General features: G+C 67.8%; 18 protein-coding genes. 7 read left to right on the top strand and 11 right to left on the bottom strand.

Annotated elements, in window-relative coordinates:
• Positions 1 to 34 precede the first annotated feature (34 nt).
• Positions 35 to 1,336, bottom strand: a complete 1,302-nt coding sequence (gene xseA / locus ACG04Q_RS23990) for an exodeoxyribonuclease VII large subunit (protein ID WP_394514115.1) — start codon at positions 1,334 to 1,336, stop codon at positions 35 to 37.
• Between the two features lie 348 nt (positions 1,337 to 1,684).
• On the opposite strand from xseA, the gene ACG04Q_RS23995 reads away from it, so the two are divergent.
• The 7 genes from ACG04Q_RS23995 to ACG04Q_RS24025 all read left to right on the top strand — a co-directional run bounded on the left by ACG04Q_RS23995 (position 1,685) and on the right by ACG04Q_RS24025 (position 6,560).
• On the top strand, positions 1,685 to 2,302 hold the full coding sequence (locus tag ACG04Q_RS23995; RefSeq protein ID WP_394514116.1) for a MotA/TolQ/ExbB proton channel family protein: 618 nt from the start codon (positions 1,685 to 1,687) through the stop codon (positions 2,300 to 2,302).
• 17 nt (positions 2,303 to 2,319) lie between these two features.
• Positions 2,320 to 2,736: an ExbD/TolR family protein gene (locus tag ACG04Q_RS24000; protein WP_394514117.1), complete on the top strand. Its 417-nt coding sequence runs from the start codon at positions 2,320 to 2,322 to the stop codon at positions 2,734 to 2,736.
• Between the two features lie 243 nt (positions 2,737 to 2,979).
• On the top strand, positions 2,980 to 4,023 hold the full coding sequence (gene lpxK / locus ACG04Q_RS24005) for a tetraacyldisaccharide 4'-kinase (protein WP_394514118.1): 1,044 nt from the start codon (positions 2,980 to 2,982) through the stop codon (positions 4,021 to 4,023).
• Positions 4,008 to 4,211 (top strand): Trm112 family protein, encoded by a 204-nt coding sequence (locus ACG04Q_RS24010; protein WP_394514119.1) that lies wholly within the window; start codon positions 4,008 to 4,010, stop codon positions 4,209 to 4,211. The genes lpxK and ACG04Q_RS24010 overlap by 16 nt, the downstream gene beginning before the upstream one ends.
• A complete protein-coding gene (kdsB, locus tag ACG04Q_RS24015; RefSeq protein WP_394514121.1) occupies positions 4,208 to 4,945 on the top strand; it encodes a 3-deoxy-manno-octulosonate cytidylyltransferase in 738 nt (245 codons plus the stop codon). Before ACG04Q_RS24010 ends, kdsB begins: the two co-directional genes overlap by 4 nt.
• Before the next feature lie 99 nt (positions 4,946 to 5,044).
• The gene (gene adk / locus ACG04Q_RS24020) at positions 5,045 to 5,701 is read left to right on the top strand and encodes an adenylate kinase (RefSeq protein ID WP_394514123.1); all 657 of its coding nucleotides are present in this window, start codon (positions 5,045 to 5,047) and stop codon (positions 5,699 to 5,701) included.
• Positions 5,702 to 5,801: 100 nt separating this feature from the next.
• The gene (locus ACG04Q_RS24025; RefSeq protein WP_394514124.1) at positions 5,802 to 6,560 is read left to right on the top strand and encodes a 3-hydroxyacyl-CoA dehydrogenase; all 759 of its coding nucleotides are present in this window, start codon (positions 5,802 to 5,804) and stop codon (positions 6,558 to 6,560) included.
• 69 nt (positions 6,561 to 6,629) lie between these two features.
• Here the strand turns inward: ACG04Q_RS24025 and ACG04Q_RS24030 are convergent, their stop codons facing one another.
• The 10 genes from ACG04Q_RS24030 to ACG04Q_RS24075 all read right to left on the bottom strand — a co-directional run bounded on the left by ACG04Q_RS24030 (position 6,630) and on the right by ACG04Q_RS24075 (position 20,408).
• On the bottom strand, positions 6,630 to 7,877 hold the full coding sequence (locus ACG04Q_RS24030) for a hypothetical protein (RefSeq protein ID WP_394514125.1): 1,248 nt from the start codon (positions 7,875 to 7,877) through the stop codon (positions 6,630 to 6,632).
• A gap of 82 nt (positions 7,878 to 7,959) precedes the next feature.
• Positions 7,960 to 8,397 (bottom strand): ExbD/TolR family protein, encoded by a 438-nt coding sequence (locus tag ACG04Q_RS24035; protein ID WP_394514126.1) that lies wholly within the window; start codon positions 8,395 to 8,397, stop codon positions 7,960 to 7,962.
• A gap of 15 nt (positions 8,398 to 8,412) precedes the next feature.
• Positions 8,413 to 8,841, bottom strand: coding sequence for an ExbD/TolR family protein (locus ACG04Q_RS24040; protein WP_394514127.1), 429 nt, complete (start codon positions 8,839 to 8,841; stop codon positions 8,413 to 8,415).
• A gap of 34 nt (positions 8,842 to 8,875) precedes the next feature.
• Positions 8,876 to 9,706: a MotA/TolQ/ExbB proton channel family protein gene (locus tag ACG04Q_RS24045; RefSeq protein ID WP_394514128.1), complete on the bottom strand. Its 831-nt coding sequence runs from the start codon at positions 9,704 to 9,706 to the stop codon at positions 8,876 to 8,878.
• A gap of 77 nt (positions 9,707 to 9,783) precedes the next feature.
• Positions 9,784 to 10,428 carry a hypothetical protein gene (locus ACG04Q_RS24050; RefSeq protein WP_394514129.1) on the bottom strand — a complete coding sequence of 215 codons (645 nt, stop codon included), beginning with the start codon at positions 10,426 to 10,428 and terminating at the stop codon, positions 9,784 to 9,786.
• A gap of 535 nt (positions 10,429 to 10,963) precedes the next feature.
• A complete protein-coding gene (locus tag ACG04Q_RS24055; protein WP_394514130.1) occupies positions 10,964 to 13,726 on the bottom strand; it encodes a TonB-dependent receptor plug domain-containing protein in 2,763 nt (920 codons plus the stop codon).
• 257 nt (positions 13,727 to 13,983) lie between these two features.
• Complete coding sequence (locus tag ACG04Q_RS24060) at positions 13,984 to 15,807, bottom strand: ABC transporter ATP-binding protein (RefSeq protein ID WP_394514131.1); 1,824 nt, start codon at positions 15,805 to 15,807, stop codon at positions 13,984 to 13,986.
• Positions 15,800 to 17,236 carry an ABC transporter permease gene (locus ACG04Q_RS24065; RefSeq protein WP_394514132.1) on the bottom strand — a complete coding sequence of 479 codons (1,437 nt, stop codon included), beginning with the start codon at positions 17,234 to 17,236 and terminating at the stop codon, positions 15,800 to 15,802. The genes ACG04Q_RS24060 and ACG04Q_RS24065 overlap by 8 nt, the downstream gene beginning before the upstream one ends.
• Positions 17,233 to 18,216, bottom strand: a complete 984-nt coding sequence (locus ACG04Q_RS24070) for an ABC transporter permease (protein ID WP_394514133.1) — start codon at positions 18,214 to 18,216, stop codon at positions 17,233 to 17,235. Before ACG04Q_RS24070 ends, ACG04Q_RS24065 begins: the two co-directional genes overlap by 4 nt.
• Complete coding sequence (locus ACG04Q_RS24075; protein WP_394514134.1) at positions 18,216 to 20,408, bottom strand: ABC transporter substrate-binding protein; 2,193 nt, start codon at positions 20,406 to 20,408, stop codon at positions 18,216 to 18,218. The genes ACG04Q_RS24070 and ACG04Q_RS24075 overlap by 1 nt, the downstream gene beginning before the upstream one ends.
• Positions 20,409 to 20,531 lie beyond the last annotated feature (123 nt).

Genomic DNA, 20,531 nt, shown 5'->3' on the forward strand with positions numbered 1-20,531 from the left:
AAGGGAAACGCGGCGGATTGTAGGGAGCCGCCAATCACCCTGGCGGCAAAGGCCGTACCTGCAGCACGCGCATGTCGACGCTGCCGTCGGCCAGCACGGCGCGCACCTCGTGGCCGGGCAGCAGCGCATGCGCCGACGTGATCGCCCCGCCCTGCCCGTCGTCCAGCCAGGCATAGCCGCGCGCCAGCACATGCTGCGGGTCCAGCGCCTGCAGACGGGCCTCCAGCGAATCCAGGCGCGTCGATTGCCGGCGCAGCGTCTCGGCCAGCGCACGCGCGGGCCGCGGCGCCAGGTGCGCCAGGCGCTGGCGCTGCAACTCGATGCGCCGCCCCGGCGCCGCGGCGGCGCGCTGGGCCAGCAGGTCCAGCAGCCGGCGCTGCCGGGCCAGCACGTCGCTGGGCCGTGCCAGCCGCAGCGCGAGGCGGTCCAGCCGCTGGGCGACGGACTGCAGGCGATGGTCCAGCCGCAGCATCAGCGCGCGCTCCAGGCTGGCCAGTTGCTGCAGCAGCGCCTCGCGCGACGGCGCCGCCAGTTCCGCCGCGGCCGTGGGCGTGGGCGCGCGCAGGTCGGCGGCCAGGTCGCTGAGCGTCACGTCGGTTTCGTGCCCGACACCGCAGACCACGGGCAGGGCCGACATCGCGACGGCCCGCACGACGCGCTCGTCGTTGAAGGCCCACAAATCCTCCAGCGAGCCGCCACCGCGCACCAGCAGCAGCACATCCACCTCGGCCCGCTCGTTGGCCGTGCGCAGCGCGTTGACCAGCGCCGGCGGCGCCTCCGCCCCCTGCACCGGGCTGGGGTAGACGACCACCTGCACCTGCGGCGCCCGCCGCGCGAGCGCCGTCAGCACATCGTGCAGCGCCGCGCCGGCCGCCGACGTGATGACGCCGATGCGCTGTGGATGCGCCGGCAGCGCCCGCTTGGCGTCGGCGTCGAACAGCCCTTCCGCCGCCAGCCGCGCGCGCAGCTTCAGGAACTGCTCGTACAGCGTGCCGGCGCCGGCCCGGCGCATCGCCTCGACGACGAACTGCAGCTCGCCGCGCGGCTCGTACACGGCCACGCGCCCGCGCAGCTCCACCAGTGCGCCGTCGGCCGGCGAGAAGTCCAGCATGGCCGCCGCGCGCCGGAACATCGCGCAGCGCAGGCTCGCCGCCAGACCATCGGCATCCTTCAGCGTGAAGTAGCAATGCCCGCTGGCCGCCCGGGTGAAGCCCGAGATCTCGCCGCCCACGGCGACCACCGAGAAACGCTCGGCCAGGCTTTGCGCGACGGCCTCGACGAGACCGGCCACACCCCAGACACGCCGATTTGATGCGGCTTCGCGAGGCTCAATCACGCGCAAACCCAATGCCGGCGCGGGCCGGGAAGTCCACAGCCGCGCCAACACTGGGCTGGCGGGCGATTTCGGCCCACGACAGCCGTCACGCAGCCGTCATGAGCACATAAGGTCTTGTTTTTCAATTCGAATTCCGCTGCTCAAATTGGAGGCAAGTTGTCCAAGGCCTTGATTTGACGGCCTCTGCGGCCCTCCGCCCCGGGCTTGCCCACAAAGTTATCCACAGCGGCAGTGGATTGTGGAACCGCTTTCCTGGGGCCGGCCCTGTGGCGGCGAGGGGCCGGCCTGGGTCCATAATCCCGCGCAATTTCCCGGCCGGTCAACGGCCTTTTTTTGACGGGGACGCCCTTGTTTTCGATCATACAAGCCGCCGGTTGGCCGATCTGGCCCTTGCTCCTGTGCTCCGTGGTGGCCCTGGCCCTGATCATCGAACGCTTCACCAGCCTGCGCAGCAGCCGCATCCTGCCGCCGCGGCTGCTGGAGGACGTGCTCAACGTCAGCGCCCAGCAGCTGCCCACGCCCGACATGGTGGACCGCCTGGCTGAGAACTCGGTGCTGGGCGAGGTGCTGGCGTCCGGCCTGCGCGCCGTCGCCGCCGAGCCGCAGATGCCCGAGGGCAAGCTGCGCCTGGTGTTCGAGTTCGCCGGCCGCCGCGCCGTGCACCAGCTCGAGCGCTACATGAACACGCTGGGCACCATCGCCACGGCAGCGCCGCTGCTGGGCCTGATGGGTACGGTGGTCGGCATGATCGAGATCTTCGGCAGCCAGACGCCCGGCGGCGGCAACCCCGCCCAGCTGGCGCACGGCATCTCCATCGCGCTCTACAACACCGCCTTCGGCCTGATGATCGCCATCCCCTCGCTGATGTTCTACCGCTACTTCCGCGGCAAGATCGAGGAGTACGTGCTGGAGCTGGAAGGCGCCGCTGACCGCCTGCTGGGCCAGCTGCGCCGCTACACGGCTTGAGCTGAAGAAGGCACGCCATGCGCTTCCGCTCCCCCCATCGCGAGCCGCCGGAGATCAACCTGATCCCGTTCATCGACGTGCTGCTGGTGATCCTGATCTTCCTGATGCTGTCGACGACGTATTCCAAGTTCACGGAACTGCAGATCACGCTGCCGTCGGCCGACGCCGAGAAGCTCAAGGACCGGCCGCAGGAAGTCATCGTCGGCATCGCCGCCGACGGCCGCTTCGTCATCAACAAGCAGGCCGTGGAAGGCCGCTCGGTGGACATCCTCGTCGGCGTGCTGCGCCAGGCGTCGGGTGGCAATGCCGAGGCGTCCGTCATCATCTCGGCCGACGCCGCCACACCCCACCAGGCCGTCATCAACGTGATGGATGCGGCGCGCCGCGTGGGCCTGAGCCGTGTCACCTTCGCCGCGCAGACTGACGCTCGCTGAGAGCTTGCTTGTGCCCTGTTCATGGCGCCCGCAAGGCTGCAAGGGGCCGCAATCTAGGCGCCCGCCGCAGGCCAGGCTGGCTGCCTGGCCAAGGCGGGCAACGACGAGTGCGGTCGCTTGCAGCCTTGCCCTCCGGGTTGCCTCGCAAAAGCAGCGTCTGCGGCGTTGCGAATCCTCGCCGGGCGACGAGCCCGGCTCCGGTTCGCGCCTTGCATCCACTGTTTTTGCGAGGCGACGGGTGCCATGAACAGGGCACAAGCAAGCTCTCGTCTGCAGCGCGAGTGGCTGACCGGTGGCCCGCTGTCCGCCACGCTGCTGCCGCTGAGCTGGCTCTATCGCGGCCTGCTCGCGCTGCGCACGCTGACCTACCGCCTGGGCCTCAGGCGCACCGAAACGCTGCCGGCGCCGGTCATCGTCGTCGGCAACTGGATCGTCGGCGGCGCCGGCAAGACGCCCACCACGCTCGCCCTGCTGAACCTGCTGAGCACCCGCGGGCTGAACGCCGGCGTCATCTCGCGCGGCTATGGGCGCGACGGCGACGGCGTGCTTCTGGTCACGCGCGCGTCCACCGCACGCGAAGCGGGCGACGAGCCGCTGCTCATCCACCTGCGTGGCCGCGTGCCGGTGGCCGTGGGTCGCGACCGCGTGGCCGCCGCCCGCGCGCTGCTGGCGGCCCACCCTGAGCTGGACCTGCTCGTCAGCGACGACGGCCTGCAGCACTGGCGGCTGCCACGCGCCTTGAGTCTGCTGGTCTTCGACGAGCGCGGCCTGGGCAATGGCCGCCTGCTGCCGGCCGGGCCGCTGCGCCAGCCGCCCGCGGCGCTCACGGCAGATCAACTGGTCGTCTACAACGCGCCCGCCCCCAGCACCGCGCTGCCCGGCTTTGTCGCCCAGCGCCAACTGGCGGGCGCCGCGTCGCTGGCCGACTGGTGGGCCGGCCGGCCCGCCTCGATGGACACGTTGCTCGCGCTGCGGGGCCAACCCGGCCTTGTCGCCTGCGCCGGCCTCGCCCGGCCGCAGCGCTTCTTCGACATGCTGGCCGGCCTGGGCGTGGCTGCCGCACCGCTGCCGCTGCCGGACCACGCCGACTTCACCGCCCTGCCCTGGCCGGCCGACACGGCCGCCGTCGTGCTGACCGAGAAGGACGCCGTCAAGCTGCCGCCCGAACGCGTCGGCACGACGCCGGTCTGGGTCGTGACGCTAGACTTCTCGCCCGGCGCCGGCTTCGAGGCCGCGCTGGACGCCCAACTGCGCAACCTTTTCCCGTCCCGATGGATCAACGACTGATCGAAATGCTGGTGTGCCCGCTGTGCAAGGGGCCGCTGACGCTGCTGCGCGGTGATGAGCCCGCCCTCGCCTGCCGCGCCGACCGCCTGGCCTTCCCCATCCGCGACGGCATTCCGCTGATGCTGGAGAGCGAGGCCAGGCCCTGGGACCCGGACGCACCGACACCACCCGTCGTGCTCGCGCCGTGAGCTACACGGTCATCATCCCGGCGCGCCTGGCGTCCACCCGCCTGCCGAACAAGCCGCTGGCCGACATCGGCGGGCTGCCCATGATCGTGCGCGTCGCCCGGCGCGCTGCCCTGTCGGCCGCGAGCCAGGTCGTCGTCGCGACCGATGCCCACGAGGTGGCCACCGCCTGCGCCGCCCACGGCGTGCGGGCGTTGATGACGCGCGCCGACCACCTCTCCGGGAGCGACCGCCTCGCCGAGGCCGTCGAGCTGCTGGACCTGGCCGACGATGCCGCCGTCGTCAACGTGCAGGGCGACGAACCGCTGATCTCGCCAGCCATGATCGACGCCTGCGCCGCCACGCTGGCCGCGCAGCCCGACTGCGTGGTCGCCACCGTCGCGCATGCGCTGACCGAGCCTTCCGAGTTTGCGAACCCCAACGTCGTCAAGCTCGTCACCGACCGGGCTGGCCGCGCGCTGTACTTCTCGCGCGCGCCCATCGCCTGGTGGCGCGACGGTGCGGGCCAGCCCAACCAGGCGCTGCGACACGTGGGCATGTACGCCTACCGCGCCGGCTTCCTGAGGCGCTTCCCCACGCTGGCCGTCAGCCCGCTGGAGCAGATCGAGTCGCTGGAGCAGCTGCGCGTGCTGTGGCACGGCGAGCGCATTGCCGTGCATGTCAGCGCCGAACAGCCCGGCCCGGGCGTCGACACCCCCGAAGACCTGGAGCGCGTGCGGCGGCTGATCACGGGTTGAGTGACGCCTGGCACGTCAGCCCCCCGAAAGCCCACATGCGATACTTGACCGCTGATCGAGGCGGGGTTTTTTAACGACCCCGACACAACGAGGAGACCCATGCGACTGATCCTTCTGGGCGCGCCCGGCGCCGGCAAAGGCACCCAAGCTGCCTTCATCTGCAAGCAATTCGGCATTCCGCAGATCTCCACCGGTGACATGCTCCGCGCCGCCGTGAAGGCCGGCACGCCGCTGGGCCAGCAGGCTGATGCCGTCATGAAGTCGGGCGGCCTGGTCAGCGACGACCTCATCATCGCGCTGGTCAAGGAACGCATCGCCCAGCCCGACTGTGCGGGCGGCTTCCTGTTCGACGGCTTCCCTCGCACCATCCCGCAGGCCGACGCGATGAAGGCCGCCGGCGTGAAGCTGGACTACGTGCTCGAGATCGATGTGCCGTTCGACGCCATCATCGAACGCATGAGCGGCCGCCGCTCGCACCCGGCTTCGGGCCGCACCTATCACGTCAAGTTCAACCCACCCAAGGTCGAAGGCAAGGACGACGAGACGGGCGAGGACCTGGTGCAGCGCCCGGACGACGAGGAAGCCACGGTCAAGAAGCGCCTGGACGTCTATTCCGCGCAGACCCGCCCGCTGGTGGACTACTACTCGCAATGGGCCGCCACCGGCGACGCCAGCGCGCCCAAGTACCGCCGCATCGCCGGCATCGGCTCGGTCGACGAGATCACGCGCAACGCGCTGGCCGCCCTGAGCAGCTGAAGTTCAAAGCTCCCATGGAAAGCCGCGGCGCCCACAGCCCGCGGCTTTTTTGTGCCTGACAATTGACGTTCACGTCAATCAAACCCAGGAGATCCTCATCATGGAAATCGCAGGCAAGGTGTTCATCGTCACCGGCGGCGCCTCGGGCCTCGGCGAAGGCACGGCCCGCATGCTGGCCAGTCACGGCGCCAAGGTCGTCATCGCGGACCTGCAGGTCGAACGCGGCCAGCAACTCGCCGCCGAGCTGGGCGGCTGCTTCGTTCGGTGCGACGTCAGCCAGGAGGCGGACGGCCAGGCCGCCGTCGCGGCCGCCACCGCCCTCGGCAAGCTGATGGGCCTCGTCAACTGCGCCGGCATCGCACCGGCCGTCAAGACCGTGGGCAAGGACGGCGCCCACCCGCTGGCCAGCTTCACGAAGACGATCAACGTCAACCTGATCGGCACGTTCAACATGATCCGTCTGGCCGCCGAGGCGATGGCGAAGAATGAGCCCGAGGTGACCGGCGAACGCGGGGTGCTGATCTCCACCGCGTCGGTGGCCGCGTACGACGGCCAGATCGGCCAGGCGGCCTACTCGGCCTCCAAGGGCGGCGTCGTGGGCATGACGCTGCCCATCGCGCGCGACCTGGCCCGCAGCGGCATCCGCAACATGACGATCGCGCCGGGCATCTTCGGCACGCCCATGCTGTTCGGCATGCCACAGGAGGTGCAGGACGCGCTGGCCGCCAGCGTCCCCTTCCCCAGCCGCCTGGGCCGCCCGGACGACTACGCCAAGCTCGTCCACCAGATCATCACGAACGACATGCTCAACGGCGAGGTCATCCGCCTCGACGGCGCCATCCGCATGGCGCCCAAGTGAAGCCAGGCACCGCGTACCCATGAAAAAAGGCCCCGCGGGGCCTTTTCATTTTGCTGAAGCAGCGGCGCCTTACTTCTTGGCGCTGCGCGACTGCACCTGCCACAGGCGGGCCAGCTCGCCGGAGCCGTCCGTGCCCTTGACGCCGCGCCAGGCAGCCTGCGCCTTGGACGTCTCGCCAGCGGTGTACAGCGCCAGGCCCTGGTAGAACTTGGTGTCGTCGGCGCGCGTGAAGTTGTCCTTGGCAATGCCGGCCTCGACCAGCTTCAGGCCGCCGGCCTTGTCACCGGCGAACACGCGCGACAGGCCCAGCTTGACCAGCTCGTCGCCCGTCTTGGAGTCGCTTGCGGCCTTCTCGGCCGCGGCAGCACCCGCCTTGGCTTCGTTGGACTTCTTGACCATCAAGTCCAGCAGGCGCTTGTGGCGAGCACCTTCAGCGCCCTGGCCCAGGATGTTGGCAGCCAGGCCCTGCTCGACAACCTTCTTGCCTTCGTCGGGGTAGCCGGCCTGCGCAGCCAGCTGCGCCATTTCCATGTAGTCGTCCGCGGTGCGCAGGTTGCCCGTGGCCAGTTGCAGGCGATAGACATCCAGCGCGAAACGCGCCGCGAAGCCCTTCTTGCCCTGCAGGCCACCCAGCACCTGGGCCCACAGTTCCTTGCGCGGATAGTGGTTCAGCAGGCGCTCGACGGCGTAGGACTCGGTCGCCGCATCGCCCTTCTTCTGGGCGGCGTACAGCAGGATGTTGAGCTTGTCCTGCGTCGGCGCACGGCCGGCCTTCTCGTCGGCCTGGATCTCGGCCAGCGTGTCCTTCAGCACAGCGGTCATGTCGCCCGACTTGAACTGCGCCTGCTGCTGCATCTGCTTGACCGCGGGGCTGTTGCCACCGGCTGCGAAATACTTGTTGGCCCACTCCAGCGCCTTGGGCGCGTTGTTGGCGCGCAGGTAGGTGCCGGCGATGGCTTCCATGTACTGCAGCTGCTGCGGGCCGCCCAGCTTGGCCTTCAGCACGTCGAACGAACGGGCCATCGTGTCCGCGTCACTGGCGCCCATCGCAGCCGAGAAGCGCAGGCCTTCGATCGCGAAGTTCTCGCCCGGCGTGCGGTTGGCCACGGCTTCGGCGTCGCGGATCTTGGCGAGCGCTTCCTTGTGCTTGCCGGCCTTGTACAGCTTGCTCGCCTCGTTCAGCGGCGTGCCCACTTCCTTGCGCACGGTTTCCTGAGCAGCGGCCTGGCTGAAGCCGAACTCGGCACCGGGCGCGCCATTCAGGGACAGGGCCAGCACGCCAACAGCGACGGCCACCACGGTTTTCAAAGTCTTCAACTTGCTCTCCTGCAAAGCAAAAACGCGCCGCCCTTTCGGGCAGCGCGCTCAAAGTATCAGCGTCAGCTGGCCCGAGCCCACGTCACTTGACGTATTGCTCGTTACCAACCATGCCCATCTTCTTGACGTTGTTGCGCTGGGCCGAGGCCATCACCGCAGCCACCACGCCGTAATCCACCAGCTTGTTCGGCTTGATGTGGATTTCGGGTTGCGCGCTGATCGGCATCGCACCAACTTCCTGCATCTTCGCGTTGACGGCGTCGAGGTTACCCAGCGCGTTTTCGTCCCAGTAGACGGTGCCGTCGAAGTCGATCATGACCGTGTGCACCGTCGGCTCCTCCGTCGGAGGATTCGGACTCGGCGGCGGCATGTCGAGGTTGACCGTGTGCAGCTGGATAGGGATGGTGATGATGAGCATCACCAGCAGCACCAGCATCACGTCAATCAGGGGCGTCGTGTTGACGTCCATCATGACTTCGGGTTCACCACTCCCCGACGAACTTCCTACATTCATTCCCATGCTTGACTCCTGGGATCAGCCGCCGCGAGCCGGGGGCTCGGTGACGAAGTTGATCTTCATGATGCCGGCACGCTGGCAGGCGAAGATCACGCGACCGACCGACTCGTAGCGGGACTTGTCGTCGCCGCGGATGTGCACCTCGGGCTGCGGGTTCTTGACCGATTCCTTGCCGAGGCGCTTCACGAGCTCCTCCATGTCGGGAATCAGCTTGGTACCCCAATAGACGTCGCCGTCCTTGCTGACCGAGATTTCGATGTTTTCCGGCTTGGTTTCGCGAATGACGTTGGTTTCCTTGGGGAGGTTCACCGCGATCGATTGCGTCACCACCGGCACGGTGATGAGGAAGATGATCAACAACACCAACATCACGTCCACGAGGGGCGTGGTGTTGATGGAAGAGACCACATCTTCATCGCCGGAAGAGGATCCGACGTTCATGCCCATGGCATTGGCTCCTGGATGAGCTTCAGCTCAGGGATTAGCGCTTGGCGACGGCGCGGTTGCCCATCAGCACGCCGTGCAGGTCGCCGGCGAAGGAACGGACCTGGCTCATCACGGCCTTGTTGCGGTTGACCAGCCAGTTGTAGCCCAGCACGGCCGGCACGGCGACGAACAGGCCGATGGCGGTCATGATCAGCGCGGCGCCCACGGGGCCGGCAACCTTGTCGATCGAAGCCTGGCCGGCCAGACCGATGGCGGTCAGCGCGTTCAGAATGCCCCACACGGTGCCGAACAGGCCGATGAAGGGAGCGGTCGAACCCACGGTCGCCAGGAAGCCCAGGCCGGCGGAGATCTTGGTGTTGACGTCGGCGACGGCGCGGTCGACGTTCATCGTGACCCAGCTGCTGTGGTCGATGTTCTCGGTCAGGGCGCCTTCATGGTGCTCCGAAGCCTCGATGGCCGTGGAGGCGATGTAGCGGAAGGCGCTTTCTTCCTTCAGGCCCTTCAGGCCATCGGCCAGGCTGGCCTTCTTGAAGAAGGTGGCGCGGACTTCCTTGGCTTCGGAACCGAGCTTGGCGGTGTCCCACAGGCGGACGACCAGGATGTACCACGAGCCCATGGACATGATGCCCAGCAGCACCAGCACGGCCTGGTCAACGACGTTGCCGTGGGCAATGATGTTCGACAGAGCGTAGGGGTTCTCGGCCGGCTTGGAAGCGGCGGGAGCGGGAGCGGGGGCGGCGGCAGCGTCGACTGCAGCGGCCGAGGCGGCGTCGGCCGGCTTCTGATCTTGCGCGTGGACGGGCGAAGAGGCCAGGGTCGCGGCCATGGCGATGGCGGCCAGGAAGCCGGTGATGCGAGAAATCATGGAGTCAACTCCTAGGGAAAGATTCTGGTTTGATACGTTCTGGATGCACCCCTGCGGGGCGCGTCGGTCAAGACGGCTTAGTCGATCTTGAACTGGAACTCTTGTTCGAAGACGTGGTCGCCCGGGCACTCATAGGTTTCCTGCAAGTGCTGGACGATGGCCTGCGTCAGCGTGCGTTGGGCCTTGCGGTCCACGCCACCGCGAAGCGCGGTGATCTCGACACCGGTCACGCGACCCGCCTTGACGGTTGCAACGGCCTTGTAGAGCGCTTCACCGCTCCAGTTGACCGCGGGCGCTTCGAGCTTGCCCATCTTGGTGCAGACCATGCCGGCCGTGATCTTGGTCGGCTTGGGCGCAGCGGGCGGCGCGGCGGGAGCCGGCGCTGGCTGCGGACGCACCTCGGCAACAGCCGGCGGCGCGACCTGTGTCGACTGCATCGGCGGGGCCGGCGGTGCCGGTGCGGTCACCTGGAACTCAGGCGGCGGCACGAAAGGCGGCGGGGGGGCCTTGAGATCCGGCGGCGGCGGCACCACTTTTTCGGGCGGCGGCGGCGGCTTGACCTTTTCCTCGATGACCTTCACGTCGATCGGGCCGGTGACCTTCTTGACGATATCGCGAGCCAGGCCGCTGGCAAGCGCGTAGATGGCCACGACGTGGATCAGGACCACGATGCCGAAGCCCGTGAACCGGGACGCGCCCTGCTTCTCCTGCGCAAAATTCATGCGCGCTCCTTCTTGCAACTACAAATCACAGTCGATGACTTCTTTCAGGAATGCGGCCACTGTGGAACGGCGGAAGTTGCACTCCACCGTCTACGAGGTCCCGAAGGGCGTGCATTCTAGATCGCGGAGAGAGCGCTCCCGCCTCGTTGAAAACACGCAGTTGGCCGGGGATGCAAGCTTTCTTTACACCTGTTCTGGCCAAAAAAAACGCCCGGTGGCTTGAGCCGTCGGGCACGCGTTTCTTCGCCACGAACAAGATGCGGAAAAACCACACCTCACGGCCAAACTTGGCCATGTCGTCATCTTAGCCCTGCGCTCCGCCCCTCCTCTTGGGGCTAACCCGGACAGGCTGAAACAGGCTGATTACAGGCAGCTAGATACAAAAAGACAGGAAATACCGACGAACGTCCGGTTGGCACGGCACCTGTCCAGGCGCTTGCGTGCACTTATTCCCAAAAAAGAAGGGGGCGTGCCAGGCACGCCCCCTTCATTGCTGTCAGCAACGGCCGTCAGGCCGAGCTGGCGACAACGGGTTTCACTTGAACTGGTACGTGACGGTGCCGTAGATGAAACGGCCGCGCGGATCGGCGAACGAACCGGCGAAGCCCGCAGCGTGCGAGCCGTAGCTGGACGAGGCGACGAACGGCGGATCCTGATCGAAGGCGTTGCGGGCGCCCAGCGTCAGGCGCAGGTCCTTGAAACCGCGGTAGGCAACGGCCAGGTTCCAGCGGCTGGTGTTCTTGACCTGGTACGGAGCGTCCACGCCAAGGTTGGTGTTGACGACGGCAGCCGACTCTTCCCAGCCCTTGGTGAACACGTTTTCCAGCGCGACGTTCCACGAACCCAGCGTCCAGTCGAAGGACAGCGTGTGCTGCCATTCCGGCACCGGCGGGTTGCCGCCAAGCGACTTGCCGACGTAGTCGGTAAACGGCAGATCCTTGCCGTTCTGCAGCGAGTACTTCAGCGTGCGTGTGGCCGCGAAGCCGACACCCAGCTTGCCGAAGGCGCCCAGTTGCAGACCCGACTTGATGTCGATGTCGATGCCTGACGTCTTGAGCTCGCCCAGGTTCTCGACCGGCGTCTCGATGTAGGAGATGAAACCGGCCGTCGTGCGCTTCACGCGGCTCTTGTACTTGGTGTAGAGGCCAGGTTCGGCCATCAGCGTATCGCCGCTGATGACGCCAATCTGATCCTTCTTCTGGATGTTCCAGTAGTCGACGGCGATGCTCAGCTCACGGATGGGCTCGAACACGGCGCCGAAGGCGAACTGCCGGCTCTTCTCGGGCTTGAGGTTCTTGTCGCTGGACAGGCGCACGTTGAACTGCGTGTTGCAGCGCGGATCGTCCTTGAAGCCGGCCGGGCAGTCCGGATCGACCTGCGGGTCAGCCGTGTTGGTGTTGGACACGGGGCTGTTGACGTCCCACAGCGTCGGTGCGCGGAAACCGGTGCCCGCGCTGGCGCGGAACAGCATTTCCTTGCTGGGCTGGAAGCGCAGTGCGACGCGGGGGTTGAAGCTGCCGCCGAAGTCGCTGTATTTGTCGTAGCGGGCTGCGACGGCGGCCTCCCAGCCCTTGGCGAACGGGATGGACAGTTCGCTGTAGATGGCTGAGATGTTGCGGCTTGCGGACGTAGCAGGCACCGAGCCTTCACCACCGATATGCGAACCCTTGGAGTACTCGATGTTGGTGGGCTTGTCGTCAGCCTTTTCGCGGCGTAGGTCGATGCCGACAGCGATGGCCATGCTGCCACCGTCCATCTTCATCAGCTCACGGCTGAACTTGGCGTCGAACACCGCGGTGGTGCCCTTGGACTTGCGAACCGTGCCTTCCAGCGCCGCTGCATCCAGCAGCTTCACGCCGGCGGCGTCGTTGGCGCCGAAGGGATTGACGTTGCCGGTCTTGAGGGCCGCCAGGAACGGCTCTTCGAGCAGGTAGCCGCTGTAGTTCAGCGTACCGCGCGCCTGCGCGATGTTCAGGCCGATGTCGTAGTCCCAGCCCGAGAACAGGCCATTGGCGCCAACGACCACGCGGTACTGCTCGTTGTTGTTGTCACTGACCCGGTTGCCGCGATCCACCGAGCGGTAGGCGATCTCGCTGTACCCGACGCCATCGATGGTGGTCGTCACGTAGTCGGCCGGTGTGTAGCCCAGGCGGGTCAGCAGCGCGGTCGGGAAGTACTTGCTGGTGACGGGCATCAGCACGTTGGGGTAGTTGCCGTCCTCGCGAACCTTCATCGCCGAGCCGTCAATGGGCGTAGGCGCCGCACGGCCGGTGGTGTGGTTACGTGCCGCCGAGGCCTCGACGAACCATTGATTGTCGGCATCGATGCGGAAGGTACCGCGCACGAACAGGTCGGTCTTGGTGCTGTCGGGCAGGTTGTCCAGCATCGCGGCGTAGATGGCGCGGCAGCGCATCACGTTGTCGACGCCATTGGGTGTCTTGACGGGATTGCCGTTGTCATCCTTGGGCGTCTGAACAACGGTATTGGCCGGATCGCACGCCGCCATGTTGGCGCCAGGGTTCGAGTAGGCACCCGGGGTGATGCCCAGTTCCATCAGGCGACCCGGGTAGGCACGGAACGAGGTGGGCGGGATGGAGCCCGGCACTTCGGTGGCGTGACGCCAGTACCAGCCCTGCTTGTTGGCCTCCAGGCGGGTCTGTTCCTTGATGTTGGCGGTGACCAGGAAGTTGTAGCCGTCCTTGTCCAGGTTGCCGGTACCGAAGGCGATGGAGCCGCCGTGTTCCTTGCCGCCGACGTTCTTCTCGGGCGCACCGTAGCGCACGGTCAGCTCGCCCTTGTCGTAGTCCTTGCGGGTGATGAAGTTGATGACGCCGGCGACGGCGTCGGTGCCGTAGATGGCGGAGGCGCCATCACGCAGCACTTCGATGCGCTCGATCGCGGCGAAGGGGATGCTGTTCAGGTCCACCGCGACCGAGCCGCCGATGGAGCCGAAGGGATGGCCGGCCAGGCGGCGGCCGTTCAGCAGCACCAGCGTGGAGTTGGCGCCCAGGCCGCGCAGGTTGGCGTTGCTGGTGGCATAGCCGGCGCCCTGCGTGGAGTCGGACAGCTGGGCGGAGTTCACCGACAGACGGCGCAGGATGTCTTCAACGTTGACGGCGCCGGACTTCTCGATGGCGTCGCGTGAAATGACCGTCACGGGCAGCGCCGTCTCGGACTCGACACGCTTGATGCTCGAACCGGTGATCTGGATGCGTTCGAGCTTCTGCGATTCCTGGGCCAGTGCGGAGCCGGCGGCAAGCGCCAGGATCGCACTACTGATGGTGGTGACTTTGAACATTGAGGCTCCTGAAGAGACGACGGGCCCGCCCGATAACGTGGCGGTACTGACCCGGGGTGCGGGTCGCTCCTTGCCTGAGCGGTGGGCTCAGATTGGGGTGTCGCAGTTTGTGCGGGTGCAACATGAGCCTCGCCCCGTAAATGCACCTACCGCGCCTCAAACCCTTCGTAACCCTTTGATTTATCAGGGTTTCTCAATGTTACAGCCCCTAGAGTGAATTCCCTAGACGTTGCCTTTGCGCGACGCGCGACCGCGTGCTAGCGCGTCAGGCGGGGCACGGCGGCGAGCAGATCGCGGGTGTAGGCCTGGGCCGGCTGCCCCAGAACGCGCGCGCAGACGCCCTGCTCCACGATGCGGCCGCGCTGCATGACGGCGATGTCGTCGGCGATGTACTCGACAACCCCGATGTTGTGCGTGATGAACAGGTAGGCCAGCCCCTGCTCGCGCTGCAATTCGCGCAGCAGATTGAGAATTTGCGCCTGCACGGACACGTCCAGCGCGGACGTCGGCTCGTCGCAGACGATGAGGCGCGGCTCCACGGCCAGCGCACGGGCGATGGCGATGCGCTGGCGCTGGCCGCCGGAGAACTCGTGCGGCCAACGCTGCAGCGCGTCGCGGCGCAGGCCGACCTGATCGACCAGCCTGTGCAGGCGCTCGCGGCGGGCCGTGGCGTCCAGCTCGGGGCGCAGCGCGATGAGCCCCTCCTCCAGCACATCGGACACGCGCATGCGCGGGTTCAGCGACGCGAACGGGTCCTGGAAGATGATCTGCACGCTGCGGCGCGCCTGCACCAGCGCGGGGCCCGACAGCTGGAACAGGTCCTGCCCATCGAACAGCGCCTGGCCGCTGATCTGCGCCTGGCGGCGCAGCAGTTGCACGATGGCCTTGCCGGACGTCGTCTTGCCGCAGCCGGACTCGCCCACCAGCGCCAGCGTGCGGCCGGCATGCAGCTGGTAGCTGACGCCGTCGACCGCATCGAAATGGCGCGGGCCGCGGTGGAACAGCGGCGCTTTCAGCGGGAAGCGCACGCGCAGGTCGCGCACATCCAGCAGCGGCGCGGCCTGCTGGGGCGGCTGCGGCGGCGTGACACGCGGCTGCACCGGCGGGCGCGGCAGCGCGTCGCCGGGCTGGCTGTAGAGCAGGCAGCGCACCTGGTGCTGCGGCCCCTCCTCGGTCAGCGCGGGCAGCGTGCCGGCGCAGTGCGCCATGGCCTTGTCGCAGCGCGGCGCGAAGCGGCAGCCGGCAAAGTCCAGCCACAGCGGCGGCACGGTGCCGGCAATTGCTGCCAGCGGCTCGCCGCGGCGCGCGGCGTCAGGCAGCGCCTGCAACAGCAGCCGGGCGTAGGGGTGCTTCGGGCTCGCGAAGAACTCGGCCGCCGGGGCCACCTCGATGATCTGGCCGGCGTACATCAGCGCGACGCGGTGCGCCATGCCGCTGACGACGGCGAGGTCGTGCGTGATGAGCAGCACACCCAGCTGGCGCTCGCGCTGCAGATCGCGGATGAGGTCCAGGATCTGCGCCTGGATGGTCACGTCCAGCGCGGTGGTGGGCTCGTCGGCGATGAGGTAGTCAGGCTCGGCGGCCAGCGCGATGGCAATCATCACGCGCTGCTTCTGGCCGCCGGACAGCCGGAACGGGTAGTCGTCGACGCGACGCTCGGGCTCGGGGATGCCCACGCGGCGCAGCCAGTCGACAGCCTTGGCGCGGGCGGCCGTGCCACGCAGCTCGGTGTGCGCCTCGATGGCCTCGACGATCTGGTCGCCCACGCGCATCACCGGGTTCAGGCTGGTGGCCGGCTCCTGGAAGATCATGGACAACCGGCCACCGCGCACATCGCGCATGCGGCGCTCGGGCAGCGCCAGCAGGTCCTGCCCATCCAGCGTCACGGCGCCACCGGTCACGCGGCCGTTCTCGGGCAGCAGCCGCATCAGCGCCAGCGCCGTCATGCTCTTGCCGCAGCCGCTTTCGCCCACCAGCGCGAAGGTCTCGCCGCGGGCCAGCGTCAGCCGCATGCCGTCGATGGCGCGCACCAGGCCCGCCTCGGCGTCCAGCTGAACGCGCAGGTCGGCGATCTCAAGCATGGTCCGCCCCTCGCTTGCGGAAGACGCGCGGCCGGGCCGAGCGGGCCTTGGGGTCGAACGCATCGCGCACGCCGTCGGCAAACAGGTTGGCGGCCAGCACCAGGCTCACCATGCCGCCGAAGGCCGCGGCGAAGCTCCACCAGACGACCGGGTCGCGCGACATCTCGTTGCGGGCCAGGTTGATCATGCTGCCGAAGCTGCTGGTCGTCGGGTCCACGCCCACGCCCACATAGGTCAGCACCGCTTCATAGAGGATGAGTTCGGAGAAGCTCAGCACGACGGTGATGAGCACCAGGTGCATCACGTTGGGCAGGATGTGGCGGGCCATGATGGCCGCGTCGCCCACGCCGAAGGCCGTGGCGGCCTGCACGTAGTCCAACTCGCGCAGCTTCAAGGTCTCGGCGCGCACCAGGCGGCACAGGCCCGCCCAGCCGGTCAGACCCAGGATGACGCACAGCATCAGCATCTTCAGGTCCGCCCGCTCCAGCGCCGTCTCGAACGCATCGGGGTTCTTGTCGAAGAACACCTGCACCATCAGCACGCAGGCGGCGATGAGCAGCACGTTGGGTACGGAGCTCAGCGTCGTGTAGACGTACTGGATGGCTTCATCCACCCAGCCCTTGTAATAGCCGGCCAGCACGCCCAGCAGGAGTGCCAGCGGCAGCGTGGCCAGCGTGGACAGCGCGCCGATGACGAAGGCCGTGCGCACGCTCTTCAGCGCCTGCACCAGCACGTCGTTGCCGGTGCGGTCGGTGCCGAGCACGTGGTAGTGCGGCATCAGCGTGAGGGTGGGGCCGGCCAGCAGCAGCACGACGGTCAGCGTGATGAGCACGGCGCGCAGCGGGTAGAAGGTGCGGTCCGCGGCCAGGTCGGCCAGCGCGTGGCGCCAGCCGTGATGCTGGCGAGCCAGCGCGGCCGCCGTCAGACCGAAGAGCAGCGCGGCGACGGCCAGGCCGCCGGCCAGCCCCAGCGCGGCGAGGCGGGCGACATCGCCGGCCCATTGCGTGGCCGGGTCGGCCAGGTGGGCGCCGCCGAACTTCAGCCGCGGATAGTCGCGCCCGGCGTGGCCGTGGGCATCGACGACGCTTTCCTTGTTGAACCCGTGCGTGCCCAGCGGCACGGAGTAGCTGACCTCGCGCATGTCGAGTTGCCGGGCCAGCAGCAGGTCCAGCGCAGACAGCGTGCGCGTGTCATAGACGGTGGTGCCGTCCGTCGTCTCCAGCGCGCGGCGGATGTGGATGCTGTCGATCAGCGTGACCAGCAGGAACAGCGCCATGACGACGCCGGCGCTCGCCGCCACCGGGTCGCGCAGCACGCGTTGCCACGTGGCGCGCAGGTGGGCCTGGCCGCGCACGCGCACCGCGTAGGCGACGCCTGCGGCCACCATCAGCCACAGCGCAAGGTCGGTCCAGAGCAGCACGAACTTCATTGCAACCTCACCCGCGGGTCCACCCACGTGTAGGCCACGTCGATCAGCGCATTGCTTGCGATGTAGAGCAGCGCACCGAGGAAGACCATGGTGCGCACGATGGCGAAGTCCTGCCCCGTGATGGCCTCGATGACGAAGGCGCCCAGGCCCGGGATGCCGAAGAAGCTCTCAAACACCAGGCTGCCGAGGAAGACGTACGGCAGGTAGCTGCCGGCACTCGTGATGATGGGAATGAGCGCGTTGCGCAGCACGTGGCGGCCCAGCACGTGGCCTTCGGACAGGCCCTTGGCGCGCGCGGTGCGCACGTAGTCCTTGCCCATCTCCTCCAGGAACATCGCGCGGTACAGCCGCGCCTCGCCGCCCAGCCGGCTCAGCAGCGACAGCAGGATGGGCAGCGCCAGGAAGCGCACCGCATCCAGCCCGCCCGCGAAGCCGTTCATGGGCACCAGCTTCAGCACGCGGGCGAACAGGAACTGGCCCACGATGATGTAGAACAGGCTGCTGATGGACAGCATCAGCACGCACAGCACGACGCCCCAGAAGTCGATGCGGGTGTGCCGGAAGAACACCAGCAGCAGCGAGAACGCGACGCTGACGATGACCTGCAGGATGAACAGCGGCAGCGCCAGCTGCAGGCTCACGCCCATGCGCACCTTCACCTCGTGGCCGATGTTGATGGCCTGGCGCGCGTCGCTCTTGCCGAAGTCCAGCGCGAACAGGCTCACCGAGCGCTCCCACAGGATGGTGTGCGTGAGCTGCTCGGCACCCTGGCGGCTGGCGTCGAAGTACAGCGGCTTGTCGTAGCCGCGCTCCTGCTTCCAGTTGTCGATCTGCGCCTGCGTGACGCGCTTGCCGCCGATGTTCAGCCGCGCCATGTCGTCCGGCGTGTTGACCGAGAAGAACAGGAAGAAGGTGAACAGGTTGACGCCGACCAGGATGGCCAGGCCATAGCCCAGCCGGCGCAGCAGGAAGCCCAGCATCAGGCGCCCTCCCCCGTCGCCACGGCCGTCGCCGTCTCGCGGCGGGCCCATGCGCGGCGCGTCGCCACGGCGATGGCCAGGCCACCTGCCGCCAGCACCAGCAGCGGCCACCAGACCGGCTGGTTCCACGCGGCGATGCTGCGAGCGCGCTCCTGCACGTCCACGCGCAGGTAGCGGGCGCGGTCGCGCACGACGACGCCCGGCTTGCCGTTGTGCAGCCAGCGCTGGAAGGCCAGGCCCGAGTAGCTCCAGTAGCCCCACGCCCACGGCGCGTCCTGGCGGGCGATGTCGTTCATCGTCGCCATCACGGCGGCCTTCTCGGGGCCGTCTTCCAGCGACTGCAGCTTGCGGTAGAGCCGGTCGAACTCGGGGTTGGCGTAGTTCGCGGTGTTCTCGCCCTCGTGCAGGCTCTTGCTGTTCGGCCCGTAAAGCAGGAACAGGAAGTTCTCGGCGTCGGGATAGTCGGCGAACCAGCCCCACCAGAAGATCTGGTGCTTGCCCTTCAGGATCTTTTCCTGGAACTGGTTGAAGTCGGTCGCGCGGATGTCCAGCTGGATGCCCAGCTTGGCGAACTGGCGGATCAGCCAGTCGTTCTCGGCCTTCAGCTCGGGCGTGACGACGCGCTGGAAGTCATAGTTCAGCACCAGCGGCTTGCCCGTCTTCGCGTCGCGGCCGCCGGGGTAGCCGGCCTCGTTCATCAGCTGGAGGGCGTCTTCAATGGTGCGGCGCTGCACCTTGCCATCCACCAGCCGGTGCGTCACCGGGTTGAACTCGCCCGGCTCGCCCTCCCTGGAGCCGAACACGCCCGGCGGGATGGGGCCGTGGGCGGCGTCACCGCCCTTGTCGCGGAAGATGCGGCCGTAGCCCTCCTCCCAATCGATGGCGATGGAGATGGCCTGGCGCAGCGCGCGGTTGCGGCGCTGCTGCTCGGGCGTGTCGCCGCGGCCCACGACCGGGTCCAGCCAGTTGAAGCCCAGGTACCAGTTCGTGATGTCCACGTTCATGGGCAGCTGGAAGCCACGCTCCTGGAAGAAGCGCTTCACCTCGTCGGAGTCGTCGCGGTCCACGGCCAGGTTGACGCCCCAGTCCGAGCGGTCCATCTCGGGCAGGTCCAGGTAGCCCTGCTTGAACAGCTCCTTGCGCGGCACGGCCTCCTTCACGCTGATGGCGACAACCTTGTCGACGAAGGGCATGGGCTTGCCGCAGTCGGCCAGCAGGCCGGCCTCGGCGTCGCCGGGGCTGCCGTCGCAGGGGTAGGTCTCGTGCCGGTAGTTGGGGTTGCGGCTCATCACATGCCGGCGATCCTGCACGTACTCGGTCATCATGAAGGCGCCAGAGCCCACCGGCCACTGGTTCCAGCTCATGGAGTTGGCCGCCATGCCAGGCTGGGCGTAGAAGGCGTCCACCTCCCACGGGATGGCCGCGGTGAAGTTGGTGGCCAGCCAGTACTGCCACTGCGGGTAGCGGCCCTTCAGGCGGATGCGCAGCAGGTGGTCGTTGACGGCCTCGGCGCCGGCCAGCGGCCAGCGGCGCAGGTCCAGGAAGGGCTTGTCGGCCAGGTTCTCGGGCAGGCCGGCCAACTGCTTCTCGCTCTCGCGCTTGAGCGTGGCGATGTAGTCCTTGAGCCCGATGACGTGCTCGGAGAACACCGCCGCCACCGGCGCCTCCAGCCGCGGGCTGGCGTGGCGCTTGAGCGCGTAGACGAAGTCCTCCGCCACCACCTCGCGCGTGGCCAGGTGCTCGAACGCGAACGGGCTGCGCTTGTCACCCAGCTCGCCCGGCTTCAGCTGGTGATAGCGGTAGTTGCCCTGAGCGTCCTTCGCGAATGCCGGGTGCGGCGACCATTTCAGCCCGGGCTTGATGGCGATGTCGTAGACCGCCTCGGCGATCTGCTCGTCGGGCGCGTCATCGGGCAGGCGCTTGCCCTTGGCGTCCAGGTAGTACGGCTTGGCCAAGTCTGCAGCGGTGCGCGGGATCAGCGTGTAGGGCCGCTTGAGGGGGTGGTAGCCGTAGGGCGGCTCGCTGATCTCGTAGACGTAGGTACTCTCGGGCGCGGCGTAGGAGGACGTCGGGTCCAGATAGCGCGGGGAGCGCTCGGCGAACGCCATGTAGAGCGTGTTCTCGCGCTCGGCGCCGTGCGGGTGCGGGCTGTTGTTGCAGCCGGCCAGCAGCACGAACGCGATTGCGCCCACGCACGCCCTCATCCAACCGCTGACTGATCCCACCACGACACCCTCGAAAAACACGACGCCCCGGCACAAGCCAGGGCGACGGTCGGAATCATAGTCGGGTCACTCGTCTAGACAGGCGGGCCG

This window comes from Pelomonas lactea (assembly GCF_043555885.1).
Lineage (GTDB): Bacteria > Pseudomonadota > Gammaproteobacteria > Burkholderiales > Burkholderiaceae_C > Pelomonas > Pelomonas lactea.